This is a genomic window from Methylobacterium sp. J-067 (assembly GCF_022829465.1).
Taxonomy (GTDB): domain Bacteria; phylum Pseudomonadota; class Alphaproteobacteria; order Rhizobiales; family Beijerinckiaceae; genus Methylobacterium; species Methylobacterium litchii.
This window is the reverse complement of the sequence record NZ_JAKSXZ010000123.1, coordinates 84378-105951: the sequence shown is the minus strand read 5'-3', so window position 1 is coordinate 105951 and position 21574 is coordinate 84378. Positions and strand designations below refer to the sequence as shown.

At 70.6% G+C, this 21574-nt stretch carries 18 protein-coding genes; 11 read left to right on the top strand and 7 right to left on the bottom strand.

Going from position 1 to position 21574, the window contains the following annotated elements; all coding sequences use genetic code 11:
• Window positions 1–198 precede the first annotated feature (198 nt).
• Window positions 199–1470, top strand: coding sequence for a sensor domain-containing diguanylate cyclase (locus MKK52_RS17985; protein ID WP_243956104.1), 1272 nt, complete (start codon window positions 199–201; stop codon window positions 1468–1470).
• Here MKK52_RS17985 and der read toward each other — a convergent pair.
• The 3 genes from der to MKK52_RS17970 form a co-directional block, all read right to left on the bottom strand.
• Window positions 1374–2723 (bottom strand): ribosome biogenesis GTPase Der, encoded by a 1350-nt coding sequence (gene der, locus MKK52_RS17980; protein WP_243956102.1) that lies wholly within the window; start codon window positions 2721–2723, stop codon window positions 1374–1376. The genes MKK52_RS17985 and der overlap by 97 nt on opposite strands.
• Window positions 2724–2748: 25 nt before the next feature.
• Window positions 2749–3459: a tetratricopeptide repeat protein gene (locus tag MKK52_RS17975; RefSeq protein WP_243956100.1), complete on the bottom strand. Its 711-nt coding sequence runs from the start codon at window positions 3457–3459 to the stop codon at window positions 2749–2751.
• Between the two features lie 148 nt (window positions 3460–3607).
• A complete protein-coding gene (locus tag MKK52_RS17970) occupies window positions 3608–4213 on the bottom strand; it encodes an NnrU family protein (RefSeq protein ID WP_243956098.1) in 606 nt (201 codons plus the stop codon).
• A gap of 138 nt (window positions 4214–4351) precedes the next feature.
• On the opposite strand from MKK52_RS17970, the gene MKK52_RS17965 reads away from it, so the two are divergent.
• The 3 genes from MKK52_RS17965 (at window position 4352) to ssb (ending at window position 5942) form a co-directional block, all read left to right on the top strand.
• The gene (locus MKK52_RS17965; protein ID WP_243956096.1) at window positions 4352–4984 is read left to right on the top strand and encodes an MSMEG_1061 family FMN-dependent PPOX-type flavoprotein; all 633 of its coding nucleotides are present in this window, start codon (window positions 4352–4354) and stop codon (window positions 4982–4984) included.
• Between the two features lie 26 nt (window positions 4985–5010).
• On the top strand, window positions 5011–5241 hold the full coding sequence (locus MKK52_RS17960) for a hypothetical protein (RefSeq protein ID WP_243956094.1): 231 nt from the start codon (window positions 5011–5013) through the stop codon (window positions 5239–5241).
• Between the two features lie 140 nt (window positions 5242–5381).
• Window positions 5382–5942: a single-stranded DNA-binding protein gene (gene ssb / locus MKK52_RS17955; protein ID WP_243956092.1), complete on the top strand. Its 561-nt coding sequence runs from the start codon at window positions 5382–5384 to the stop codon at window positions 5940–5942.
• 43 nt (window positions 5943–5985) lie between these two features.
• Here the strand turns inward: ssb and moaA are convergent, their stop codons facing one another.
• Window positions 5986–7032: a GTP 3',8-cyclase MoaA gene (moaA, locus tag MKK52_RS17950; RefSeq protein ID WP_243956089.1), complete on the bottom strand. Its 1047-nt coding sequence runs from the start codon at window positions 7030–7032 to the stop codon at window positions 5986–5988.
• An 82-nt stretch (window positions 7033–7114) separates the two neighbouring features.
• Between moaA and MKK52_RS17945 the strand changes: the two genes are divergently transcribed.
• Together MKK52_RS17945 and MKK52_RS17940 are read left to right on the top strand one after the other, a co-directional pair.
• The gene (locus tag MKK52_RS17945) at window positions 7115–7552 is read left to right on the top strand and encodes a gamma-butyrobetaine hydroxylase-like domain-containing protein (RefSeq protein ID WP_243956087.1); all 438 of its coding nucleotides are present in this window, start codon (window positions 7115–7117) and stop codon (window positions 7550–7552) included.
• The gene (locus MKK52_RS17940; RefSeq protein WP_243956086.1) at window positions 7552–7863 is read left to right on the top strand and encodes a cupin domain-containing protein; all 312 of its coding nucleotides are present in this window, start codon (window positions 7552–7554) and stop codon (window positions 7861–7863) included. Before MKK52_RS17945 ends, MKK52_RS17940 begins: the two co-directional genes overlap by 1 nt.
• A 5-nt stretch (window positions 7864–7868) precedes the next feature.
• On the opposite strand, the gene addB is transcribed toward MKK52_RS17940, so the two are convergent.
• Window positions 7869–11018, bottom strand: coding sequence for a double-strand break repair protein AddB (addB, locus tag MKK52_RS17935; RefSeq protein ID WP_243956085.1), 3150 nt, complete (start codon window positions 11016–11018; stop codon window positions 7869–7871).
• Between the two features lie 130 nt (window positions 11019–11148).
• Between addB and hemF the strand changes: the two genes are divergently transcribed.
• Complete coding sequence (gene hemF / locus MKK52_RS17930; RefSeq protein WP_243956084.1) at window positions 11149–12081, top strand: oxygen-dependent coproporphyrinogen oxidase; 933 nt, start codon at window positions 11149–11151, stop codon at window positions 12079–12081.
• A gap of 13 nt (window positions 12082–12094) precedes the next feature.
• Window positions 12095–13204: an ATP-dependent RecD-like DNA helicase gene (locus tag MKK52_RS17925; RefSeq protein WP_243956083.1), complete on the top strand. Its 1110-nt coding sequence runs from the start codon at window positions 12095–12097 to the stop codon at window positions 13202–13204.
• 4 nt (window positions 13205–13208) lie between these two features.
• Here MKK52_RS17925 and MKK52_RS17920 read toward each other — a convergent pair whose 3' ends face one another.
• Window positions 13209–14189, bottom strand: a complete 981-nt coding sequence (locus MKK52_RS17920; RefSeq protein ID WP_243956082.1) for a CobW family GTP-binding protein — start codon at window positions 14187–14189, stop codon at window positions 13209–13211.
• A 313-nt stretch (window positions 14190–14502) separates the two neighbouring features.
• Here MKK52_RS17920 and MKK52_RS17915 point away from each other — a divergent pair, with 313 nt between their 5' ends.
• The 3 genes from MKK52_RS17915 to MKK52_RS17905 all read left to right on the top strand — a co-directional run bounded on the left by MKK52_RS17915 (window position 14503) and on the right by MKK52_RS17905 (window position 20705).
• A complete protein-coding gene (locus MKK52_RS17915; RefSeq protein ID WP_243956081.1) occupies window positions 14503–15834 on the top strand; it encodes an efflux RND transporter periplasmic adaptor subunit in 1332 nt (443 codons plus the stop codon).
• Window positions 15835–15844: 10 nt separating this feature from the next.
• Window positions 15845–18994, top strand: a complete 3150-nt coding sequence (locus MKK52_RS17910; RefSeq protein WP_243956079.1) for an efflux RND transporter permease subunit — start codon at window positions 15845–15847, stop codon at window positions 18992–18994.
• Window positions 18995–19139: 145 nt separating this feature from the next.
• On the top strand, window positions 19140–20705 hold the full coding sequence (locus tag MKK52_RS17905; RefSeq protein WP_243956077.1) for an efflux transporter outer membrane subunit: 1566 nt from the start codon (window positions 19140–19142) through the stop codon (window positions 20703–20705).
• Between the two features lie 6 nt (window positions 20706–20711).
• On the opposite strand, the gene MKK52_RS17900 is transcribed toward MKK52_RS17905, so the two are convergent.
• Window positions 20712–21503 (bottom strand): flagellar hook basal-body protein, encoded by a 792-nt coding sequence (locus MKK52_RS17900; RefSeq protein ID WP_243956076.1) that lies wholly within the window; start codon window positions 21501–21503, stop codon window positions 20712–20714.
• Window positions 21504–21574 lie beyond the last annotated feature (71 nt).

Here is a 21574-nt window from a genome sequence, read left to right as displayed (position 1 = left end):
GGGCCGGAGGCCGCATGAAGCGCCGGAAACCTATCGGCTCGATGGCAAGCGCGTGACGAAACGTAACGGCGAGGACCCGAGGCCGCGCGATGACAACTTGTCATCGAGGTGCCGTCCAAAACTACAGCTTCGTTCAGGATGAGGCGCCTATGGAGGGAAGCAGTCTCGCCGAAGTGCGGCGTGACGGGGCGTCCGTCCATGAACAGCGCGACCTTCCTGCTCGCCTTCAACTTCGCCATCGGCCTGTCCTTCGCCGCGGCCTTCCTGGCCGTGTCCCGGCGTTCCAGCCTTGCCCTTGGCCGTTACTGCGCCGCCGGCTTCGTGGCGGCGGCCTCGACGGTCGCCATCGAAGGGATGGTCGCCGCGATTCCCTCCGTGCGCCTCGCCTCCACCCTCTCCTTCGGATCGCTGATGACGGCGCTCACCGCGATCACGGCGGGGCTCGTCCGGCATTACCGGCCACAGGCGCGGACCGGCGCCCTCTGGACCGTCCTCGTCGTCGCGGTGATCGCCAACGCCTTCGTGGTGTTCGACTTCCCCCGGGGAACCTGGGAGCAGGCCTTCGGCTACCAGGGACCCTTCGCCGCGATGCTCGCCATCGCCGCGACGATCGTGGCCCGGCACTCGCCGCGGCGGCCGGTGGATCTCGCGCTCGCGGCGGTGCTCGGCCTCAGCGCCCTCCAGTTCGCGGCGAAGCTCGTCATGCTCGGCCTCGCGGGGGCGGGGCCGGGGGTGCGCGCCTACTTGTCGAGTCCCTACGCCTTCTACTCGCAGACGGCGGGGGGCATCCTGTCGCTGCTGCTCGGCCTCTCCCTCCTCGGCCTGCTGATGGCGGAGACGATGGCCGAGGCGAGAGACCGGCTGCAGACGGACGCCCTCTCCGGCCTGCCGAACCGCGCCGCCTTCCTCGAACGGGCCGCGCGCACCCTGCGCGCCTTGCCGCCGGGTGAATCGGCCGCCCTGATCATGGCCGACCTCGACCGGTTCAAGGCGATCAACGACACCTACGGCCACAGCGCGGGCGATGCGGTGATCCGCGCCTTCGGGGCGAACCTGCGGGCGCATTGCGGCGAGGGGGCGCTCTGCGGACGCCTCGGCGGCGAGGAATTCGCCCTGCTCATCCCCGCCTGCACGCCCCAGACGGCGCGGGCGCATGTCGAGGCGGTGCGGGCGCTCGGCAGGAGGACCCGCTATCCGGAGTTGCCGGAGGGTCACGCCGTCACCGCGAGCTTCGGCGTGACCTTGATGGCGCGCGACGAGCCGCTGGAGACGGCCCTGCACCGGGCCGACATGGCCCTCTACGCGGTGAAGAAGGCAGGCCGCGACGGCCTGCGCTTCGCCCCCGATCCGCGCACCGCTCAGCCTGCCCCGGCTCAGCTCTTGTCGAACGGGTTCTGCGAGGTGCGCAGGCTCAGGCGGATCGGCGTGCCCGGCAGGTCGAAGGCCTCGCGCAGGGCGTTGACGAGGTAGCGGGTGTAGGATTTCGGCAGCGCGTCGAGCTGGTTGCCGAACAGCGCGAAATGCGGCGGGCGGCTCTTCACCTGCGTGGCGTAGCGGATCTTGATCCGCCGGCCCGACACCGCCGGGGGCGGGTTGCGCGAGGTCGCCTCGCTCAGCCAGTCATTGATCTTGGAGGTGGACACGCGCCGATCCCAGACCTCGGCGGCATTCACCACCGCCTGCATCAGCTTGTCGATGCCCTCGCCGGCCAGCCCCGAGAGCGGCACCACCGACACGCCGCGCACCTGCGGCAGCAGGCGGGTGCAATTCTCGCGCAGCTGCTTGAGCAGGCCCGGCTGGTCGGCCACGAGGTCCCACTTGTTGAGGCCGATCACCAGGGAGCGGCCCTCGCTCTCCACGAGGTCGACGATGGTGAGGTCCTGCTTCTCGAAGGGGATCGTCGCGTCGAGGAGCACCACGACCACTTCGGCGAAGCGCACGGCGCGCAACCCGTCCGAGACGGCGAGCTTCTCCAGCTTGTCGTCGATGCGGGCGCGGCGGCGCATGCCGGCGGTGTCGTGCAGCTTGATCCGCCGGCCCCGCCACTCCCAGTCGAGGGAGATCGAATCGCGGGTGATGCCGGCCTCGGGGCCGACCAGCAGCCGCTCCTCGCCGAGCATGTTGTTGATCAGCGTCGACTTGCCGGCATTGGGCCGCCCGACGATGGCGACGCGCAGCGACCGGCCGCCGGGGCCGTCCTCGTCCTCCTCCTCGTCGGGATCGGGCTTGGGCAGGGCCTCGATCAGGGCGTTGTGCAACTCGCCCAGGCCCTCGCCGTGCTCGGCGGAGAAGGGGATCGGGTCGCCGAGCCCGAGGGAGAACGCCTCGTAGGCGCCCGATATCCCGGCCCCGCCCTCGGCCTTGTTGGCGATGAGGATGACCGGGCAGCCCGCCCGGCGGGTCAGTTCGGCGAAGGAATGGTCGGCCGGCAGCACCCCGGCGCGGGCGTCGATGACGAACAGCACCACGTCGGCGGCGAGGATCGCCGCCTCGGTCTGCATCCGCATCCGGCCGGTGAGGGTGTCGTCGTCCGACTCCTCGAGGCCGGCGGTGTCGATGACCCGGAAGATCAGGCCGCCGAAGGCGACGTCGCCCTCGCGCCGGTCGCGGGTCACGCCGGGGCGGTCGTCCACGAGGGCGAGCTTCTTGCCCACGAGGCGGTTGAAGAGCGTCGACTTGCCGACATTCGGCCGGCCGACGATCGCGACGGTCGGCATGTCCATCGGGTCAGTCTCTCGTGTGTCGGGGTCAGCGGGTGATGGGCGGCGGCGGCGCGGCGGGTTCGGGCTTGGCCTCCGTCTGGGTGACGGGGCCGCCCGCGACGATGGCCGCGTAGACCTCGATGCGCTCGCGCAGGGAGCGCGGCGTGTCGGGATCGGCGACGATCTGGTCGAACCACCGGCTCGCCTCCTCGTAATCGCCCTTCTTCAGGGCGGCGAGGCCCAGCATCTCCCGTGCCGTGTGGCGGTAGGGGCTGCCGGCGGCGAGGCTCTGCAGGTTGGCGAGGGCGGGATCGGGGTTCGGGCCGTCCATGCGGATCAGCGCGGCGCGCAGCCGGGCGAGGTCGCGCAGGCCGTCGCCGAGGGAGGCGTCGCCCGCGAGCGAATCGTATGCGGTGGCGGCCTTGGCCGGGTCGGCCTTGGCGGTCTCGGAGGCGGCGCGGAAGCGGGAGAGGAGGCGGTAGCCCGCCGTGCCGTCCTGCTCCAGGGCGGTGAAGGCCTTGTCGGCCTCCTCGGGCTTGCCGTCGCGGGCGAGGCGGTTGGCCGCGTCGAAGCGCACGGAGGCCGCCTCGGCCGCCGCCTGCTGCTGCGTCTGCCAGTAGCGCCACCCGGCGACGCCCACGACCAGCAGCACCGCCAGCGCGATGATCACGCCGCTGTAGCGGCGCCAGATCGTGAGGATCCGCTCGCGGCGGTACTCCTCATCGACCTCGCGGATGAATTCGTTGTTCTCGGCCATCGTATCCCGGCCGGCGGCGGGCGCCGGACCACCTCGCGATCCTCGAAGGCCGTGCGCCTAACACAGGGGCGCGGACTTGGCGACCTTTGCTCCGTCCGTAGGGACGGCCGCGTCCGCCGTTGCCAGACCGCCTATCGGTTCTGAGCCCTCACATGCTCCCCGGCCAGACCGGCACGCCGATCACCGGGTAGTGGAGGTAGCGGGCGAAGACGAACCACGCGGCGGTGCCGATTAGCACCACCAGCACGTCGTTGCGCCAGCCGGCCGGCACGGCGACGGCGGCGCGGCCCCCGGCCGGCACGCCCGCCGCCCGCTCGCGGCGCTTGATGCTGATGCGGGCCGAGACCGCCCAGGCGAGGAAGCCGCCGAACAGCAGGATCGAGCCGAGGTCGCCGTTGGCGAGGAGGTGGGCGGTGGCCCAGATCTTCACGGCGAGCAGCATCGGGTGCTTCGCCTTCGCGCGGATGTGGCTCGGGATGTAGGTCGCCGCGAGGCTGATGAAGGCGAGCAGCACCAGCGTGAGCGCGAGGTGGCGCGTCCAGACCGGCGGATCCCAGACCGGGATCATCCCCTGCAGCCGGTAATCGTGGAAGCCGACGCCAATCAGGATCAGGCCGAGCAGGGACAGGGCAGTGTAGCCGAGCTTGTAGCGGTTCTCGCCGATCCGGCCGATGATGGCCATCCGGCGGGCGCTGAGCATGGAGAAGGCGTGGGTGCCGAGGAACAGCACGAGGCCGAGGATGAGGAGGAGCATGGGGCCTCGTGGACAAACGAAGGGTCGCGGTTCTCAAGCGAAGTTCGGGGCGCTTGTCCAGCCGCCGCCCGGACGCAGCCCGTCCCGGGTTGACCTTCGGCACGGGGAATGCAGGCCTCGGTGCCTGGAGGAGATCCCATGGCCAATGACAGCCCCGACGATTCGGTGATCCGCGACGAGACGGCCCTGCGCGCCGGAATCGGGCCGGTGCGGGCGCTCGCCGCCGAGAAGGTCCTCGACCATCTCGACGCCTACGCCCTGCGCTTCATCGCCCTGTCGCCCTTCCTCGTGCTCGCCAGCGCCGACGGGACGGGCGACGTCGATGCCAGCCCCCGGGGCGACGCCCCCGGCTTCGTGGCCGCCCCCGACGCCCGCACGCTGGTGATCCCCGACCGGCGGGGCAACAACCGGGTCGATTCCTTCGTCAACATCCTCACCAATCCGAATGTCGGATTGATCTTCTTCGTGCCCGGCATCCCCGAGACCCTGCGGGTCAACGGCGCGGCCGAGATCACCCGTGATCCGGCGCTGCTGGAATCGGCCGTCGCGCAGGGCAAGGTCCCCGAGACCGGGCTCGTCGTCCGGGTCAGGGAATCCCTGTTCCATTGCGGCAAGGCGCTGATCCGCTCCCGCCTGTGGGACGCCGGCCAGCACGTCCCGCGCGACGCCTTCCCAAGCCTCGGCCGCATCCTCGCCGACCAGACGCGGGCGCTGCCCGTCGAGGAGGCGGAGGCCTCCATCGCCGAAGCCTACGTGAACCGGCTATACTAAGCCCCGCCACCGGAGCGAGGAATGCCATGGCCGACCCGAGACCGCCCGCCAACCGCGCCCGTGGCACCAGCGCGACGGGGGCTCACACCCTCGGTGCCGGGGCGGCGGGGGCCTATGCGATGGGAGCGCTCGCCCTCGGGGTGGTGGTGTTCGGCGCCTTCGCCATCGGCCGCCTGTCCATCGGCCGGGCGCGGATCGGATCGCTGGAAATCGACGAGTTGACCGTGCGCTCCCTGCACATCCTCCGCGAGGAGTGACGCTTGTCGCCCCGATGGAACATAAGTAGAACAGAAGCGCTGTGGGTGCCTTGCCGCGCGGCATTGCCGACGGGCGGCGAGGGGCGCATGTGTAGGCCGTAACGGCAGCCCCGTGAGATGCGGAACGCAAGGAGAGATCGATGGCGGGCAGCGTCAACAAGGTGATTCTGGTGGGCAACCTCGGGCGCGATCCCGAGATCCGTCGCCTCGGTTCGGGCGATCCGGTCTGCAACCTGCGGATCGCGACCTCGGAATCGTGGAAGGACAAGGCCTCCGGCGAGCGCAAGGAGAAGACCGAGTGGCACTCGGTTGTGATCTATAACGAGAACCTGTCGCGGGTGGCCGAGCAGTACCTGCGCAAGGGTTCGAAGGTCTACATCGAGGGCCAGCTCCAGACCCGGAAGTGGGCCGACCAGTCGGGCGTCGAGAAGTACACGACCGAGGTGGTGCTGCAGCGCTTCCGCGGCGAGCTGACGATCCTCGACGGGCGCGGCGGCGGTGGCGGCGAGTTCGCGTCCGAGGAGGAAGGCGGCGGCCAGATCAGCCGTGGCGGCGATTTCGGTAGCGGCGGCGGTGGCCGGGGTGGCGATTTCGGCGGTGGCCGCGCCCAGGGCGGCGAGCGTCGCCCAGCTCCGTCCACGGGTGGCGGCGCCGGCGGTGGCCGGGGCGGTTACGACCTCGACGACGACATCCCGTTCTAGGATCGGTCCTGTCCCTCTCCCCGGCTGCGGGGAGGGGGACTCCTCAGCCGCCCGTCACGCTCATGTGCCGGGGCACGGCCGCCGGGCGCTGGCGCTCGATGACGAAGTCGTGGCCCTTGGGCTTGCGGGAGATCGCCTCCTCCACCGCCCGCGCCAGCACGGCGTCGTCCTGCGTGGCGCGGAGCACGGCGCGCAGATCCGCCGAATCCTCCTGGCCGAGGCAGAGATAGAGCTGGCCGGTGCAGGTCAGGCGCACCCGGTTGCAGCTCTCGCAGAAATTGTGGGTCAGCGGCGTGATGAAGCCGAGCCGTCCGCCGGTCTCCTCCACGCGGACGTAGCGGGCCGGGCCGCCCGTGCGGTCGGGCAGCGGCGTGAGGGTGTAGCGGCTCTCCAGGCGCTGGCGCGCCACCGAGAGCGGCAGGAACTGGTCGGTACGGTCGGCCTCGATCTCGCCGAGCGGCATCACCTCGATCAGTGTCATGTCCATGCCGAGGCCGTGGGCCCAGGCGATCATGTCGGGGATCTCGTCGCCGTTGACGTCGCGCAGGGCCACGGCGTTGATCTTCACCTGCATTCCGGCCTTGCGCGCGGCCTCGATGCCGCCGAGCACCACCGGCAGGTCGCCCCGGCGGGTGATGTCCTTGAACTTGGCCGCGTCCAGGGTGTCGAGGGAGACGTTGACGCGCTTCACCCCGAGGGCCGCCAGTTCCGGCGCGAAGCGCGCGAGCTGGGTGCCGTTGGTGGTGAGGGTCAGCTCCTGCAGCGCGCCGGACTCGAGATGGCGCGAGAGCCGGCGGAACAGGTGCATGATGTCCCGGCGCACCAGGGGCTCGCCCCCGGTGATGCGCAGCTTGCGCACGCCGCGCGCGATGAACACGCCGCAGAGCCGGTCGAGTTCTTCCAGGCTCAGGAGGTCGCGCTTGGGCAGGAACTGCATGTTCTCGGACATGCAGTAGGCGCAGCGCAGGTCGCAGCGATCCGTCACCGAGATGCGCAGGTACGTGATCGCCCGCTGGAACGGGTCGATCAGCGGCGCGGGCCTCGCGCCGGCCGGCAGGACCGTCGAAGGGAGGGAGATGTCATCGGCCATTGCAAGGGATATGATGGCCGGAACGCTCCCGGGCAAGCGTGCCCAGTGAGCGCAACCCCCAATTGCCCCAACGGTGTGACCCGTGAACCCTGTCCAGACCCAGGACCAAAGCCAGGATTTCTGGCCGACCGAGCTGCGCCTGTCCCCGGACAAGCGGATCCTCAACGTCGCCTTCGAGGACGGCACGCGCTTCGCCCTGCCGGCCGAATACCTGCGGGTGTCGAGCCCGTCCGCCGAGGTGCAGGGCCATTCCCCCGCCGAGCGGAAGGTGCTCGGCGGCAAGCGCAACGTCGCGATCCTCGGCGTGGAGCCGGTCGGCAACTACGCGGTGAAGCTCACCTTCGACGACATGCATGACACCGGCCTGTACGGCTGGGGCTACCTGCACGAACTCGGCCGCAACTACGTGCGGCGGTGGGAGACCTATCTCGGCGAACTCGCCGAGCGGGGGCTCGACCGAGACACGGTGGCACCCGCCAAGTCCGGCGGGTGCGGCTCGGGCTCCTGCGGCTGCCATTGATGCCGGGCTTCGCCTGCACGATCCCTGCCGTGCCGACGGTGCAGCAGGACGACGCCTCCGTGCGCGTCACGCGCTGGGATTTTACCCCCGGCGCCGTCACCGGCTGGCACGAGCATGGCTGGCCCTATGTCGTGGTGATGCTCGCCGACGGCATCCTGCGGGTCCATGACGGACAGGCGGTGAGCGAGACCACCCTGAAGGCCGGGGACACCTACACCCGCCCGGCCGGCATCCGTCACGATGTGATGAACGGCGCGGATCATCCGATCGCCTTCATCGAGATCGAGCTGAAGCGGCCCGGCGCCCTTTAGAGGCCCTACTCCTCCTCGCCGCCCTCGCCGCCCAGCGACCATTCCTTGACCCGCGCGAGGTGGTCGTAGGCCCCCGTGCCCTTGGCGTATTGCGGGTAGGGTCGTGAGGTGAAGGCCGCCTCCCCGGTGAGGAAGCGGGCGATCAGGCCGCGCAGGCGCTGCATGTGGTCGGCGACGATCGCCTCGACGCTGCGCTCGTCGCCGCGCGGCGGCTTCACGGGGATCGGCACGAAGGCCTTCCGCCCGCCCGAGGCCTGGACGTAGAGCAGGTCCGGCGTCTGCGCGGTGCGCGGCAGGTCCTTGAAGGCGCCGTGCATCAGCATCGCCGCCTCCAGCGTCAGCTGCGGCGAGAAGCCGGCGAAGATCTCCTTCGCGCTCGGCACGGTGCCGGTCTTGAAGTCCACGATGCAGGCGGTGCCGTCCGGCCGGAGTTCGATCCGGTCGGCGCGGGCGCGCAGGGTGAAGGTCTCGCGGCCGAGCGGAATCGTCCAGCGGCCGAACATCTCGGCGTGAACGCGGGTGAGGCCGGGCCGCCGCTCGGCCTCCCAGGGCAGGTAGGACAGGGCCATGCGGGCGTAGCGCGGCCACCATTCCGCGTAGAGGCTCGGATAGGCGTCGTTGATCGGCCCGAAGGCGTCGGCGGCGATCTGGGCGAGGCGCTGGTCGGCCGCGGCCGGCAGCGCCTGCGGATACGCGGTGGCGAACTCCGAAAAGATGCGGTGGACCAGGGTGCCGCGCTCGCCCGCGCCGGGCTGTGCGGCCAGCGGTTCCAGGGGATCGAGGCCGAGGACGTGCCGCGCGAAGATCGCGTAGGGGTCGCGCACCAGGGTCTCGATCTCGGTGACGCTGAGGCTGCGGGGGAACAGGGCCGGGTCGGGCTTGGGCGCGGGCCGCTTCAGGCGCGGCTGGGCGGGCGCGGCATCGAGGGCGTCGGCGAGGCCCGACAGGCGCCGCCCGGCGTTCAGCGCCGTGCCCCAGGCCTCCTCGCCCGCGAAGGCGCGCATCCGCTGGATCAGCCGCGAGGGGACGGTGGGCGAACCGTCGCGCTTGAGGGCGCGGGTGATCACCACGTCGTGGCAGCCCAGGGCCTCGGTGAAATCGTGGGCCATCTGGCCGATCCGCCGCTCCGGCGGGTCGAGGCCGATCCGCTCGCGCATCGGGCGGTTCAGGAAGGCGTCGGTCACGGTGCGCACCGGCCAGACGCCCTCGTCCAGGCCGCCGATCACGATGCGGTCGGCCTGGAGCAGGCGCGCCTCGATCAGCCCGAGGATGCGCAGGCGCGGATGCGGCGAGGGCCCCGCGCAGCCGACCTTCCGCTCCCGCGTCAGGGTGGTGAAGAAGCTCGGATAGTCGGCGAACTCGCCCTCCATCCCGCCGGGCTCGGCCATGTCGAGGTCGTCGAACAGGGTGTCGAGGCAGGCGAGCGAAGCCTCGGCCTCCGTTGCCTCGTCCCCTTCCGGGCCGGAGAGCAGGGCCTCGCAGGCTTTCCGGTGTCCGGCGGCGAGGGCGACGAGGTCGTGGGTGCCCCTGCCGTCCGGGCCGGGGAACGCGGCGAAGGCGCCGTCCAGCCGGTCGAGGATCGAGGCGGCCAGCTCCCAGTCGATCTCCGTCAGGCGCCGCTCGGCCCGGGGCGGGCGGCGGTCCGGGTCCTCCCCCGTCCGCCGCGCGGCGAGCGCCCGGCGCAGGCCCGCCAGGGTCGGGGCGGGGGCGGGGCCGCGCAGCAGGCCGATCTCCAGGGCGGCGGCGCCGCGCACCAGATCCGTGCGGGCGAGGCCGAGCCGCACCATCGGGTGCGACAACAGGGCGATGAGCCGGGCGGGGAGGGAGTCGGCCTGTTCGCGGGCGAGGTCGGCGGCGAATTCCGCCGCGAGGCGGGCGAGGCGCCCGGCCGGGGCGGCGGCGAGCGCCAGCCCGGCGGAATCCTCCGCGACGATCCCCCAGCGCAGCAGCTCGACGGCGACCCGGCCCGCGAGCCCCCGGTCGGGGGTGACGAGGAAGGCCGTCGCGCCGGGCGTCTCCAGGGTCTCGCGCAGCGCCAGCGCGGCGACCAGCGCCTCCTCGCGCTCGTCGGCGGCCTCCACCAGGGCGAGCCCGTCGAGGCCGAGCCGCGCGGTGGCCTCGCGCTCGGCCGGGTCGAGGATCGACCATGCATCGGTGGTGTCGGCGGGCCGGAGCGCCTGGGAGAGCATCCGGGTGCGGGCCGTCCCGGCGGCGTCGGGGGTGCCGAGCGCGACGATCTCCGTCCGGTTCATGGCGAGGCCGCCCGGCCCGAGCAGCCGGTGCAGGATCGCCTGCGGATGGCCGTGGGCGATGGTGCGGGTGAAGCCCTCACCGGTCTCGATCCCGTCCCAGCCGGCCTCGTCGAGGTCGAGATCGAGCCCCGGCAGCACCACCGCGCCGCGCGGCAGCCTCGCCACGGCGGTGATGAGCTTGGCGGTGGCGGGCACCGAGCCGAGGGAGCCCGCGACGATCACCGGATCGTCCGGCGCCTTGGCGAGGCGCTCGCCCTCCGCGAGGATCAGGCTGCGGGCGCGGGCGACGGGGTCGGCGAGCTGGCGCGCGTCGAGGAGCTTCGGCCAGTTCTCGGCGGCGATCTTCACGAAGTCGAGGGTCAGGCCGAAGTAGCGGGAATACTCCGCCTCCACCGCCCCGGCGATCTCCGACCAGGGCAGGCCCTCGACGGTGAGCGCGTCCATCAGCCCTTCGAGGTCGCCCGCCAGCCCCACCGCGTCGGCGGGGGAGGAGGGCACGAGGAACGGCACCTCGTCCTGCAGGGGCAGGAGCGAGCGGTCGACGGTCTGCGCCCAGGCGCGGACGAGGCGGGCGAGGATCAGCCGCCGTTCCAGCGGCGCGATGGGCGGCCGGGCCGGGGCGGCGCCGAGCAGCGGATCGGCGGCGAGGTCGAGTTCGGCCTCGTCCGCCTCGCCCAGCGGCACGGTGCGCGGCAGCAGCGCCGCGTCGCCCAGGCGCGCGGCCAGGATCGCCGAGAGGGCGCGGGCGGCCCGGCGGGTCGGCAGGTAGATCGAGACGGAGGCCAGCGCCAGCGGGTCCCGCGCCACCGGCCCGACCAGCTGCCCGGACAGCAGGGCGTCGGCCACGGCCGGCAGGAACGGCACGCCACGGGACACGGTGAAGACGGCCTGACGGGCGGTCATGGAGCGGGCGGGGTTTCGGGAGGCGAGGACGGGTCTCGCGGGAGGCCCTTATACACGCCCCGGCGGGGCGCCGCCCCCGATTGGCGCCCGCCGATTGACGCCCGCCCGGCGGGGTGGGAAAGCCATGGGCATGAGCATGCCCGCCGATCCCCGCGCCGCCCTCGGCCTGCCGGTCAAGGAGGCCGACGTCGCCGCCATGAAGGCGGAGGCCGCGTCGTGGTTCGCCACCCTGCGGGACCGGATCGTGGCCGCCTTCGAGGCGATCGAGGACGAGGCGGAGGACCCCCTCCACCCGGACGCCCCGCGCGAGCCCGGCCGCTTCGTCCTGACACCGTGGCAGCGCACCGACCACAGCGGCGTGCCGGGCGGCGGCGGGGTGATGGCGATGCTCAGGGGCCGGGCCTTCGAGAAGGCCGGAGTCCACATCTCGACCGTGCATGGCGAATTCGCCCCCGAGTTCCGAGCGCAGATGCCCGGCGCGGCGGAGGATCCGCGCTTCTTCGCGACCGGCATCTCACTGATCGCCCATCCCTGGAACCCGCATGCGCCCACCGTGCACATGAACACGCGGTTCGTAGCGACGACCAAGGCGTGGTTCGGCGGCGGCGCCGACCTGACCCCCGTGCTGGAGCGGCGGCGGACTCAGGACGACCCGGACAGCCGGCACTTCCATGCCTGCCTGCAGAAGGCCTGCGAGGCCCACGGGGTGGATCACGCGGCCTACAAGGCGTGGTGCGACGAGTATTTCCACCTCAAGCACCGGAACGAGCCGAGGGGCATCGGCGGCATCTTCTACGATTACCGCTGGAGCGAGGAGCCCCAGGCGGACCTCGCCTTCACCAAGTCGGTCGGCCTCGCCTTCCTCGACGCCTATCCGCCGATCATGCGTGGGAACATGCGCAAGGCCTGGACGGAGGAGGATCGGACGGAGCAGCAGATCCGGCGCGGGCGCTACGTGGAGTTCAACCTGCTCTACGACCGGGGCACGATCTTCGGGCTGAAGACCGGCGGCAACGTCGCCTCCATCCTGTCCTCCATGCCGCCGACCGTGCGCTGGCCGTGAGGTCGCGCCCGCGATGACCGATGCCTACGCGCCGCAGCAGGATGCGGCCCTGAAGGCGATCGATGCGTGGCGCCGCGACGGCGGCGCGCAGGTGTTCCGCCTCTTCGGTTATGCCGGCACCGGCAAGACGACGCTCGCCCGCCGCATCGCGGAGGATGTCGACGGGTCCGTGGTGTTCGGCGCCTTCACGGGCAAGGCCGCCTCGGTGATGCGCCAGAAGGGCTGCCACGACGCGGCGACGATCCACTCGCTGATCTACCGCACCAAGGAGGCGGAGGAGGGCGGCGGCCCGACCTTCACTCTCAACCGCTCCGGCCCGGTGGCCAAGGCGGACCTCATCGTCATCGACGAGTGCTCGATGGTCGATTCCGACCTCGGCAACGACCTCCTGTCCTTCGACAAGCCGGTGCTGGTCCTGGGCGATCCGGCCCAGTTGCCGCCGGTGCGCGGCGGCGGCTTCTTCACCGAGGCCGAGCCCGACGTGATGCTCACCGATGTCCACCGGCAGGCCAAGGACGACCCGATCGTGCGCATGGCCATGACCGTGCGCGAGGGCGGCCGGCTGGAGCGGGGGGAGTTCGGGGCGAGCCGCGTCGTCTCCCGCCGGGACCTCGACCCCGCGCAGGTCATGGAGTGCGATCAGGTGCTGGTCGGGCTCAACAAGACGCGGCGGCTCTACAACAACCGCCTGCGGGAGATCGCCGGCCACACCGATCCGATGCCGGCGGTGGGGGAGAAGCTGGTCTGCCTGCGCAACGATCGGGTGAAGGGCCTGCTCAACGGCTCGACCTGGACGGTCCATGCGCTCCGCGCGCCGCCCCGGCCGGACATGGTCCGCCTCGACATCGTGCCGGAGGACGACCCGGCGCTGCGCCGCCGCCCCACCGACATCAAGGTGCTGCGGGCGATGATCGCCGGCACCGACGAGGAGATCCCCCTCTACCAGCGCCGGGAGACCGACGAGTTCACCTACGGCTACGCGCTCACCGTGCACAAGGCGCAGGGCTCGCAGTGGGACCGCGTGACCCTGTTCGATGAATCCTACGCCTTCCGCGAGCACCGGGCCCGGTGGCTCTACACCGGGCTGACGCGGGCGGCGCAGGCGATCACCGTGGTGGTGTAGGGCCTCAGGCCCGGCACGCCTCGAAGCCCTCGCGGATCGTCGCCTCGTCGAGGTTGCGGCCGATGAAGACCACGCGGCTGACGCGCGCCTCGTCCTTCCCCCAATCGCCCTGCACGTCCCCGTCGAGGATCATGTGCACGCCCTGGAAGACGAAGCGCTTCGGCTCGTTCGGGAAGGCGACGATGCCCTTGCAGCGCAGGATGTCCGGGCCCTGGACCTGCGTGAGGTTCGAGATCCACGGCATGAACCTCTCCGGGTCCACCTCGCCCTCGATCTTCGCGGAGATCGAGCGGATCTCCGAATCGTGGTGATGGTGGTGGCCCTCCTCCAGGAAGTCGGGCTCCACGTCGAGGATGCGGTCGAGGTCGAAGGCGTTGCGCTCCAGCACTGCGTCGAGGGGCACGGCGCAATTCGTCGTGCGGTGCAATTGCGCCAGGGGGTTGATGGCGCGGATCTCGCCCTCCACCCGGTCGAGGTCGGCGGGCGAGACGAGGTCCGACTTGTTGAGCAGGATCACGTCCGCGAAGGCGATCTGGTTCTTCGCCTCGGGGGCGTCCTTCAGGCGGTCGGTCAGCCACTTGGCGTCGGCCACCGTCACCACCGCGTCGAGGCGGGCGGCGTCGCCGACATCCTGGTCCACGAAGAAGGTCTGGGCCACGGGGGCCGGGTCGGCGAGGCCGGTCGTCTCGACGATGATCGCGTCGAACTTGCCCCGGCGCTTCACCAGCCCGTCCATGATGCGGATCAGGTCGCCGCGCACGGTGCAGCAGACGCAGCCGTTGTTCATCTCGAACACTTCCTCGTCCGCGCCGACGACGAGGTCGTTGTCGATGCCGATCTCGCCGAACTCGTTGACGATGACCGCGTAGCGGCGCCCGTGATTCTCGGTGAGGATGCGGTTGAGCAGGGTCGTCTTGCCCGCGCCGAGATAGCCGGTGAGCACCGTGACCGGGATCTTGCCGTCCGTCTGGGGGGAATGTGCCATAGCGGCCTGCCGTGTTCGCGAAGGGTCGTCGGGGTTGCGGCTGTAACATTGTCACGCGACCTCGCCAACGGAAGGGGCCCCGTCCCCAGCCCGTCACAGGTCCGTCATGCGGGTCGATCACAGACGGAGACAGCCCCTCACGAAACCGTCGTTTGCCGCGCGGCGGCCGAGGTTCTAACCCCCATCCCGAGACGGTGGCGCGACTGATTTTGCGTCATTGCCTTGGAAAAGCGCCAACCTCGGGTTCAACGCTTGCTCCCAAGGCAGGCGCGAATCGCGGCTGACATCTCACCGCCCGGCTGAAACGACGCCCATGGACGCCCGCAACCCCCTCCATCCGGATCAGGCAGGCCTCTCCCCGACGCGGCCCGCTCGGCGGCGGCGGGGCCGCGTTCTCCTCGTCCTGCTCGTCGTCCTGGGCGGCATCGGCGCCTTCGCGGCCCTGCGCCCGCACGAGGCGCGCGACCTCGGCGAGCGGGTGATCGCGGCGGTCAAGGGGTTGTTCGCCTCGGACGACCAGGATGCCGGGATCGACGCGACCAAGGCCGCCCCGGTGGAGCGGGTGTTCCGCCCGAGCAAGGAGCAGCGCGCCTCCTTCGAGATCCTGCCCGTGGCGACCCAGGTCTTCCGGCCCGAGGGCGCGGCGGAGGGCCGAATCGCCCTCAACGACGACGACAACGTGCCGGTGGTCTCCCCCTATTCCGGCCGCGTCACCAAGGTATTGGTCCGGGCGGGCGACGACGTGAAGGCCGGGGACGTGCTGTTCGTGGTCGAGGCCACCGACATGGTCCAGGCGCAGAACGATTACCAGGCCGCGCTCAACACCCTGCAGAAGCAGCAGGCGCTGCTGAAGCTAGACCAGACCATCGCCACCCGGCAGCAAGAGCTGTTCCAGGCCAAGGCGGTGGCCCTGAAGGACTACCAATCCGCACAAAACGACGTGATCGCAGCGCAGAGCGACCTGAAGACCGCCGAGGCCGCCCTCGACGCGGTGAAGAACCGCCTGCGGCTGCTCGGCAAGACCGATACGGAGATCGCGGCCTACGAGAAGAACGGCACGATGAGCCCGGAGACGAAGATCCGCGCGCCCATCCCCGGCACCATCGTCCAGCGCAAGGTCGGCATCGGCCAGTACATCACCGCCTCCGGCGATCCGCAATTCGTGATCGGCGACCTCTCCACCGTCTGGCTCATCGCCAACGTGCGCGAGAGCGAGATCCCGAAGATCCGCATCGGCCAGGAGGTCGAGGCGAAGGTGGCGGGGTTCGGCGCCCGCGTGTTCAAGGCGCGGGTGAACTACATGGCCGCGAGCCTCGACCCGGCGACGCGCCGCCTCGCCGTGCGCAGCGAGGTCGACAATCCCGACCGGCTGCTCCGGCCGGAGATGTTCGCCACCTACACGATCGTCACCGGCAAGGGCGAGCCGAGCCCGAGCGTGCCCCTCTCCGCCGTCGTCTACGAGGGCGGGCGCACCCATGTCTGGGTGGCGCGGCCGGACGGGGCGGTGGAGGCCCGCGACCTGCAACTGGGGCTGATCAACGGCGACAACGCCCAGGTCGTCTCCGGCCTGCAGGCCGGCGAGCAGATCGTGACCCGCGGCGCCCTGTTCATCGACAGGGCGGCCACGGGCGACAAGGCGTCGTGAGGCGGGCGCGATGAACGCTCTGATCGTCTTCGCGCTGAGGCAGCGCGTCCTCGTTTGCCTGCTCTTCGTGCTGATGCTCGGCATCGGCTACGCCGCCTACACCAAGCTCAACATCGAGGCCTATCCGGACCCGGTGCCGCCGCTCGTCGACGTCATCACCCAGAATCCCGGCCAGTCGGCGGACGAGATCGAGCGCTACATCACCATCCCGCTCGAGGTGGCCCTGGCGGGCATTCCCAACGCCCAGGTGGTGCGGACGATCTCGCTGTTCGGCCTCTCCGACGTGAAGGTGCAGTTCAACTACAATTACACTTACGAGGAGGCGCTCCAGCGGGTGCTCAACCGCCTGTCGCAGGCGCCGCAACTGCCGAACGGCGCCCAGCCCTCCATCTCGCCGACGAGCCCGGTCGGCGAGATCATGCGCTACAAGCTCGTCGGCCCGGCGGGCTACTCGCCGATGGACATGAAGACCCTGCAGGATTGGGTGCTGCAGCGCCGCTTCAAGGCGATTCCGGGCGTGGTGGACGTCACCGCCTTCGGCGGCAAGGCCAAGGAATTCGAGGTCGCCGTCGACCTGAACCGGCTCCAGGCACAGGGCCTGACCCTGGTGCAGCTAACGAACGCCTTGAACAACGCCTCGATCAATGTCGGCGGCCAGACCCTCAATGTCGGCCAGCAATCGGCGGTGGTGCGCGGCGTCGGCCTGATCCGCGACATGGACGACATCAAGGACACGCTCATCAGCCTCGTCAACGGCGTGCCGGTGCTGGTGCGGGACGTGGCGGACGTGCGCGTCTCGAACGCCCCACGGCTGGGCATCGTCGGCCACGACAACCAGCCGGACGTGGTCGAGGGCATCGTGCTGATGACCCGCGGCGGCGAGAGCCTGCCGACCCTGGAGCGGGTCGAGGCCGAGATCGACAAGATCAACTCCTCCACCGTCCTGCCGCCGGACGTGAAGATCGAGCGGATCTACGACCGCTCGGGCCTGATCCACACCACCACGCACACGGTGATGCACAACCTCGTCTTCGGCGTGGTGCTGGTCTTCGTGGTGCAGTGGCTGTTCCTCGGCTCACTCACCAGCGCGATCATCGTGGCGGCGACGATCCCCTTCGCGCTGGGCTTCGCCATCCTGATCCTCGTGATCCGGGGCGATTCAGCGAACCTCCTCTCGCTCGGCGCCATCGATTTCGGCCTGATCGTCGATGCGACGGTGATCATGGTCGAGAATGTGTTTCGGCACCTCGCCGAGCCGGAGCATTCCGAGGGGCAGCCGGCACCGGGGGGGCTGAAGGGGCGGCTCGGCACCATCGCCATCGCGGGCGCCGAGGTGAACCGGGCGATCTTCTTCTCGGCCACCATCATCATCGTCGGCTTCCTGCCGCTCTTCACCATGTCGGGCGTCGAGGGCCATATCTTCGGGCCGATGGCCAAGACCTACGCCTACGCCCTGGTCGGCGGTCTGGTCGCCACCTTCACCGTCTCGCCCGCCCTCTCGGCGCTCATGCTGCCGAAGAAGGTCGAGGAGCGCGACACACTCATCGTGCGGGTGCTGCGCGTCGGCCACGAGACCGCCCTGCGCTTCGGCCTGCGCAACCGCGTGCTGACCGTCGCCGTGATGCTGGCGGTGTTGCTTGGCTCGGGACTGGCCGCCCGGCATCTCGGCCTCGAATTCCTGCCGAAATTGGAGGAGGGCAACCTCTACGTGCGCGGCACCATGCCCTCCTCGATCTCCCTGGAGGCCGGCAACGCCTACGTGCAGCGCCTGCGTAAAATCTTCCAGGAGGTGCCGGAGGTGATCACGGTCATCTCGCACCAGGGGCGGCCGAACGACGGGACCGACGCCACCGGCTTCTTCAACGTCGAGATCCTGGCACCCCTGAAGCCCATCGACCAGTGGCGCAAGGGCCTGGACAAGGACACCCTGATCCACGACCTCAACGCCCGGCTCGAACAGGAATTCCCCGGTATCGAGTTCAACTTCTCCCAGTATATCGAGGACAACGTCCAGGAGGCGGCCTCGGGCGTGAAGGGCGAGAACTCGGTCAAGATCTACGGCACCGACCTCGCGCAGCTGACGAAGACCGCCAACCAGGTGAAGGCGGTGCTCTCGACCGTTCCGGGCATCACCGACCTGTCGGTGTTCGAATCCCTCGGCCAGCCGACGGTGCGGATCGACGTCGACCGGCACAAGGCGGCCCGCTACGGCCTCTCGATCAGCGACGTGAACACCACGATCCAGGCGGCGGTCGGCGGCCAGACGGTGGGCGACCTCTACGAATACGGCTCGGACCGGCACTTCCCCATGCGGGTGCGGCTCGCCAAGGAGTACCGCTCGTCGCTGGCCACGATCCGCAACATCGCGGTCGGCGCGCAGAACCCCAATGGCGGGGTGATCCAGGTGCCCCTCTCCGAGATCGCCGACGTCGATCTCGTCTCCGGCGCCTCGTTCATCTACCGCGAGGACCAGGAGCGCTACATCCCGGTGAAGTTCTCCGTGCGCGGGCGCGACCTCGGCTCGACGGTGCTCGAGGCGCAGCGCCGGGTGGAGCAGGAGGTCGACATGCCCTCCGGCTACCACGCGGAATGGGTCGGCCAGTTCACGAACCTCACCGAGGCGGCGACGCGGCTCAGCCTCGTCGTGCCGATCACCCTGCTGCTGATCGCGCTGCTCCTGTTCGTGAACTTCTCCTCCGTCACCGACATGCTGCTCACCCTCTCGGTGATCCCGATGGCGATGATCGGCGGCATCTTCGCCCTGTTCGCGACGGGCACGCCCTTCTCGATCTCGGCGGCGATCGGCTTCATTGCCCTGTTCGGCATCTCGACCATGGAGGGCGTGATCCTGCTCGCCTACTACAACCAGCTCCTCGACGAGGGCTGGGAGCGGTCGGAGGCGATCTGGAACGCCGCCGTGGTGCGCATGCGCCCGGTGATGATGACCTGCGTCGCGGCCTGCGTCGGCCTGCTGCCGGCGGCGATCTCCACCGGCATCGGCTCGCAGGTGCAGAAGCCCCTCGCCCTCGTGGTGGTCGGCGGCATCATCCTGGCGCCGAACCTGATCCTGGTGATCGTGCCGATCCTGATCTCCCTGTTCTCCCGGCGGAAGACCAACCCCGACGCGCGGGCGCTGCGCGAACACCGGATGGCGGCGTGATGGCGGGCCTTGCGCGCGACGCCGTGGCCGGCGGGCCACAGGCGTGGGGCCGACTCGGCCGGCGGGGCGGGGTCCGCATTGACTCCGGCCGTCCCGGCGGCCCTTTTCCCGAGGAGCGGAGCGGGTGTCGGACCGCGGCGGGGGCATGATGACGAGGAGGGGCCGGAACGGTGCCGGGCGGGTCGCGGCGGCCCGGACGACGCGCGGCGTCGTCGCCGGATCGCTGGCGGCGGCGTGGCTGTCGGCCTGCGCCGTGGGGCCAAACTTCGTCCCGCCCGAGGCGCCGCCGGTCACGCGCTACACCAAGGAGCCCCTGGCCAACCCTTCCGCCGCCGACACGGTGCGCACCCGCCAGGGCGGCTCGGCGGACCAGAGCTTCGTCTCCGGCGCCGACATCCCCGGGCAATGGTGGACCCTGTTCCACTCGAAGGCGCTCAACCGCCTCGTGGAGCAAGCGTTCGCCAACAACCCGAACCTAGAGGCCGCGCAGGCCGGGTTGCGGGTGGCGCAGCAGAACGTGCTGGCCCAGAAGGGCACCCTCTACCCGACCCTCACCGCCACGCCCCAGGCGCAGGAAGCCCTGGCGCCGGGCCTGCAGCTGCAATCGCCGCTCAACAACCAGGCGCGGTATCTCTACTCGCTCTTCACCCCGCAGGCGGTGGTCTCCTACAACCCCGACGTGTTCGGGGCCGACCGGCGGCAGATCGAATCCCTGGAGGCGACGGCCGAGAACCAGCGGTTCCAGCTGGAGGCCGCCTATCTCAGCCTGACGGCCAACGTGGTGGCGGCGGCGATCCAGGAGGCGGCCCTGCGGGCGCAGATCGACGCCACCAAGAAGGTGATCCAGGCCCAGACCGAGGTGCTGGGGCTCTACAACAAGCAATTGTCCCTCGGGCAGATCGCCGGGGCGGACGTAGTGCAGCAGCAGGCGGCGCTGGCGCTGTCGCAGCAATTGCTGCCGCCCCTGGAGAAGCAGCTCGCGATCCAGCGCGACCTGCTGACGGCGCTGGCCGGGCGCCTGCCCTCGGACGAGGTGTCGGAGACCTTCGCCCTGGCGTCGCTGCGCCTGCCGACGAAGCTGCCCGTCAGCCTGCCCTCGCGCCTCGTGCAGCAGCGGCCGGACGTGAAGGCGGCCGAGGCGCTGGTGCAGCAGGCCTCCGCGAATGTCGGCGTGGCGGTGGCCAACCGCCTGCCGCAATTCAACATCGGGGTGACCGGCGGATCGAGCGCGGTGCGTCTCGCCAACGTGACGAATCCCGGCGCAGCCTTCTTCACGATCATCGGCCAGACGACGGCGCCGATCTTCGACGCGGGCACCCTGTTCCGCCGCCAGCGGGCCTCGGAGGAGAGCCTGAACCAGGCCCAGGCGCAGTACAAGGCGATCGTGATCACCGCCTTCCAGAACGTCGCCGACGCGCTGCGCGCCCTCCAGGCCGACGCCAGGGCGGTGGCCGCCGCCCAGGCCGCCGAGAAGGCGACGGGCCAGAGCCTGGAGCTGATCCGCAAGCAATACACGGCGGGCGCCGTGAACTCGTCGCAGGTGCTGATCGCGCAGCAGGGCTATCTCTCGGCGCTGGTCACCTCGGCCTCGGCCCGCGCCACGCAATATGCCGACACGGCGGCCCTGTTCGTGGCGCTGGGCGGCGGCTGGTGGAACCGCAACGACGTCGCCCCCGCGCCGCCGGAGACGGACCCGCTGAAGTTCCTGTAAGACGCCTCACACGTACATGGTGAGGGCGTCCTGCAGCATCTCGTTGGCAGCGTTCAGCACCTTTGTGTTGGCGCTGTAGGCCTGCTGCGTCTCGATCATCTTGGCGAACTGGTCCGAGATGCTGGCATTCGACTGCTCGATGGAGCCGGCGGTGACGCTCGACCCGGCGAGGCCGTAGCTCGGGGTGCCCGACGTGTCGGTGGCGAGGTAGGTGCCGCCGTCGAGGGGGGCGAGGGTCTCCGGGCTGTCGAACTGGGCGAGCGTCATCGTGCCGAGGCTCTTGGTGCTGCCGTCGGCGTTGGTGGCGGTGATCGAGCCGGCCGCTGAGATCGCGAGGCTGGCCGGCGCGGCGCTGCCCGTGGCGACCTGGACCGGCGCGCTCGCCGAGGGGCCGGCGAACAGGTAATAGCCCGCCCCGTTCACGAGATAGCCGTTGGCATCCGCCGAAAAGTCGCCGCGGCGGGTGTAGCCCGTCTCGCCGCCGAAGCTCGGCGTGGCGGTGGAGCCGGTGTTGGCCTTCACGATGAAGTAGCCGTCGCCGGAGATCGCGAGGTTGGTCGAGACCCCGGTGGAGGCGATGGTACCCTGCAATTGTAGGCTGGAGCGGGAACTGAGGGAGACGCCCCCCGCCGGCTGCGAGCCGGCCTCCGTCTCGGCGAGGAGATCGGCGAAATGCGTCTCCGTGCTCTTGAACCCCGCCGTCGAGGAATTGGCGATGTTGCCGGAGATGTTGTTGAGGGCGAAGGCCTGGGCGGAGAGGCCGCTGGTGGAATTCGAGACCGCGTCGAGGAGGCTCATGGCGTCGTCGTCCTGCCCGGACGTCCCGCGCGGATCGGGGCGGGTGCCGGCCCGCCGTTTATGGTTTCGAG

Bases quoted from the DNA above. Each gene is read 5' to 3' on its own strand.
- MKK52_RS17985 (WP_243956104.1), top strand. From the start codon at position 199: ATGAACAGCGCGACCTTCCTGCTCGCCTTCAACTTCGCCATCGGCCTG.
- der (WP_243956102.1), bottom strand. From the start codon at position 2,723: ATGGACATGCCGACCGTCGCGATCGTCGGCCGGCCGAATGTCGGCAAG.
- MKK52_RS17975 (WP_243956100.1), bottom strand. From the start codon at position 3,459: ATGGCCGAGAACAACGAATTCATCCGCGAGGTCGATGAGGAGTACCGC.
- MKK52_RS17970 (WP_243956098.1), bottom strand. From the start codon at position 4,213: ATGCTCCTCCTCATCCTCGGCCTCGTGCTGTTCCTCGGCACCCACGCC.
- MKK52_RS17965 (WP_243956096.1), top strand. From the start codon at position 4,352: ATGGCCAATGACAGCCCCGACGATTCGGTGATCCGCGACGAGACGGCC.
- MKK52_RS17960 (WP_243956094.1), top strand. From the start codon at position 5,011: ATGGCCGACCCGAGACCGCCCGCCAACCGCGCCCGTGGCACCAGCGCG.
- ssb (WP_243956092.1), top strand. From the start codon at position 5,382: ATGGCGGGCAGCGTCAACAAGGTGATTCTGGTGGGCAACCTCGGGCGC.
- moaA (WP_243956089.1), bottom strand. From the start codon at position 7,032: ATGGCCGATGACATCTCCCTCCCTTCGACGGTCCTGCCGGCCGGCGCG.
- MKK52_RS17940 (WP_243956086.1), top strand. From the start codon at position 7,552: ATGCCGGGCTTCGCCTGCACGATCCCTGCCGTGCCGACGGTGCAGCAG.
- addB (WP_243956085.1), bottom strand. From the start codon at position 11,018: ATGACCGCCCGTCAGGCCGTCTTCACCGTGTCCCGTGGCGTGCCGTTC.
- hemF (WP_243956084.1), top strand. From the start codon at position 11,149: ATGAGCATGCCCGCCGATCCCCGCGCCGCCCTCGGCCTGCCGGTCAAG.
- MKK52_RS17925 (WP_243956083.1), top strand. From the start codon at position 12,095: ATGACCGATGCCTACGCGCCGCAGCAGGATGCGGCCCTGAAGGCGATC.
- MKK52_RS17920 (WP_243956082.1), bottom strand. From the start codon at position 14,189: ATGGCACATTCCCCCCAGACGGACGGCAAGATCCCGGTCACGGTGCTC.
- MKK52_RS17915 (WP_243956081.1), top strand. From the start codon at position 14,503: ATGGACGCCCGCAACCCCCTCCATCCGGATCAGGCAGGCCTCTCCCCG.
- MKK52_RS17910 (WP_243956079.1), top strand. From the start codon at position 15,845: ATGAACGCTCTGATCGTCTTCGCGCTGAGGCAGCGCGTCCTCGTTTGC.
- MKK52_RS17905 (WP_243956077.1), top strand. From the start codon at position 19,140: ATGATGACGAGGAGGGGCCGGAACGGTGCCGGGCGGGTCGCGGCGGCC.
- MKK52_RS17900 (WP_243956076.1), bottom strand. From the start codon at position 21,503: ATGAGCCTCCTCGACGCGGTCTCGAATTCCACCAGCGGCCTCTCCGCC.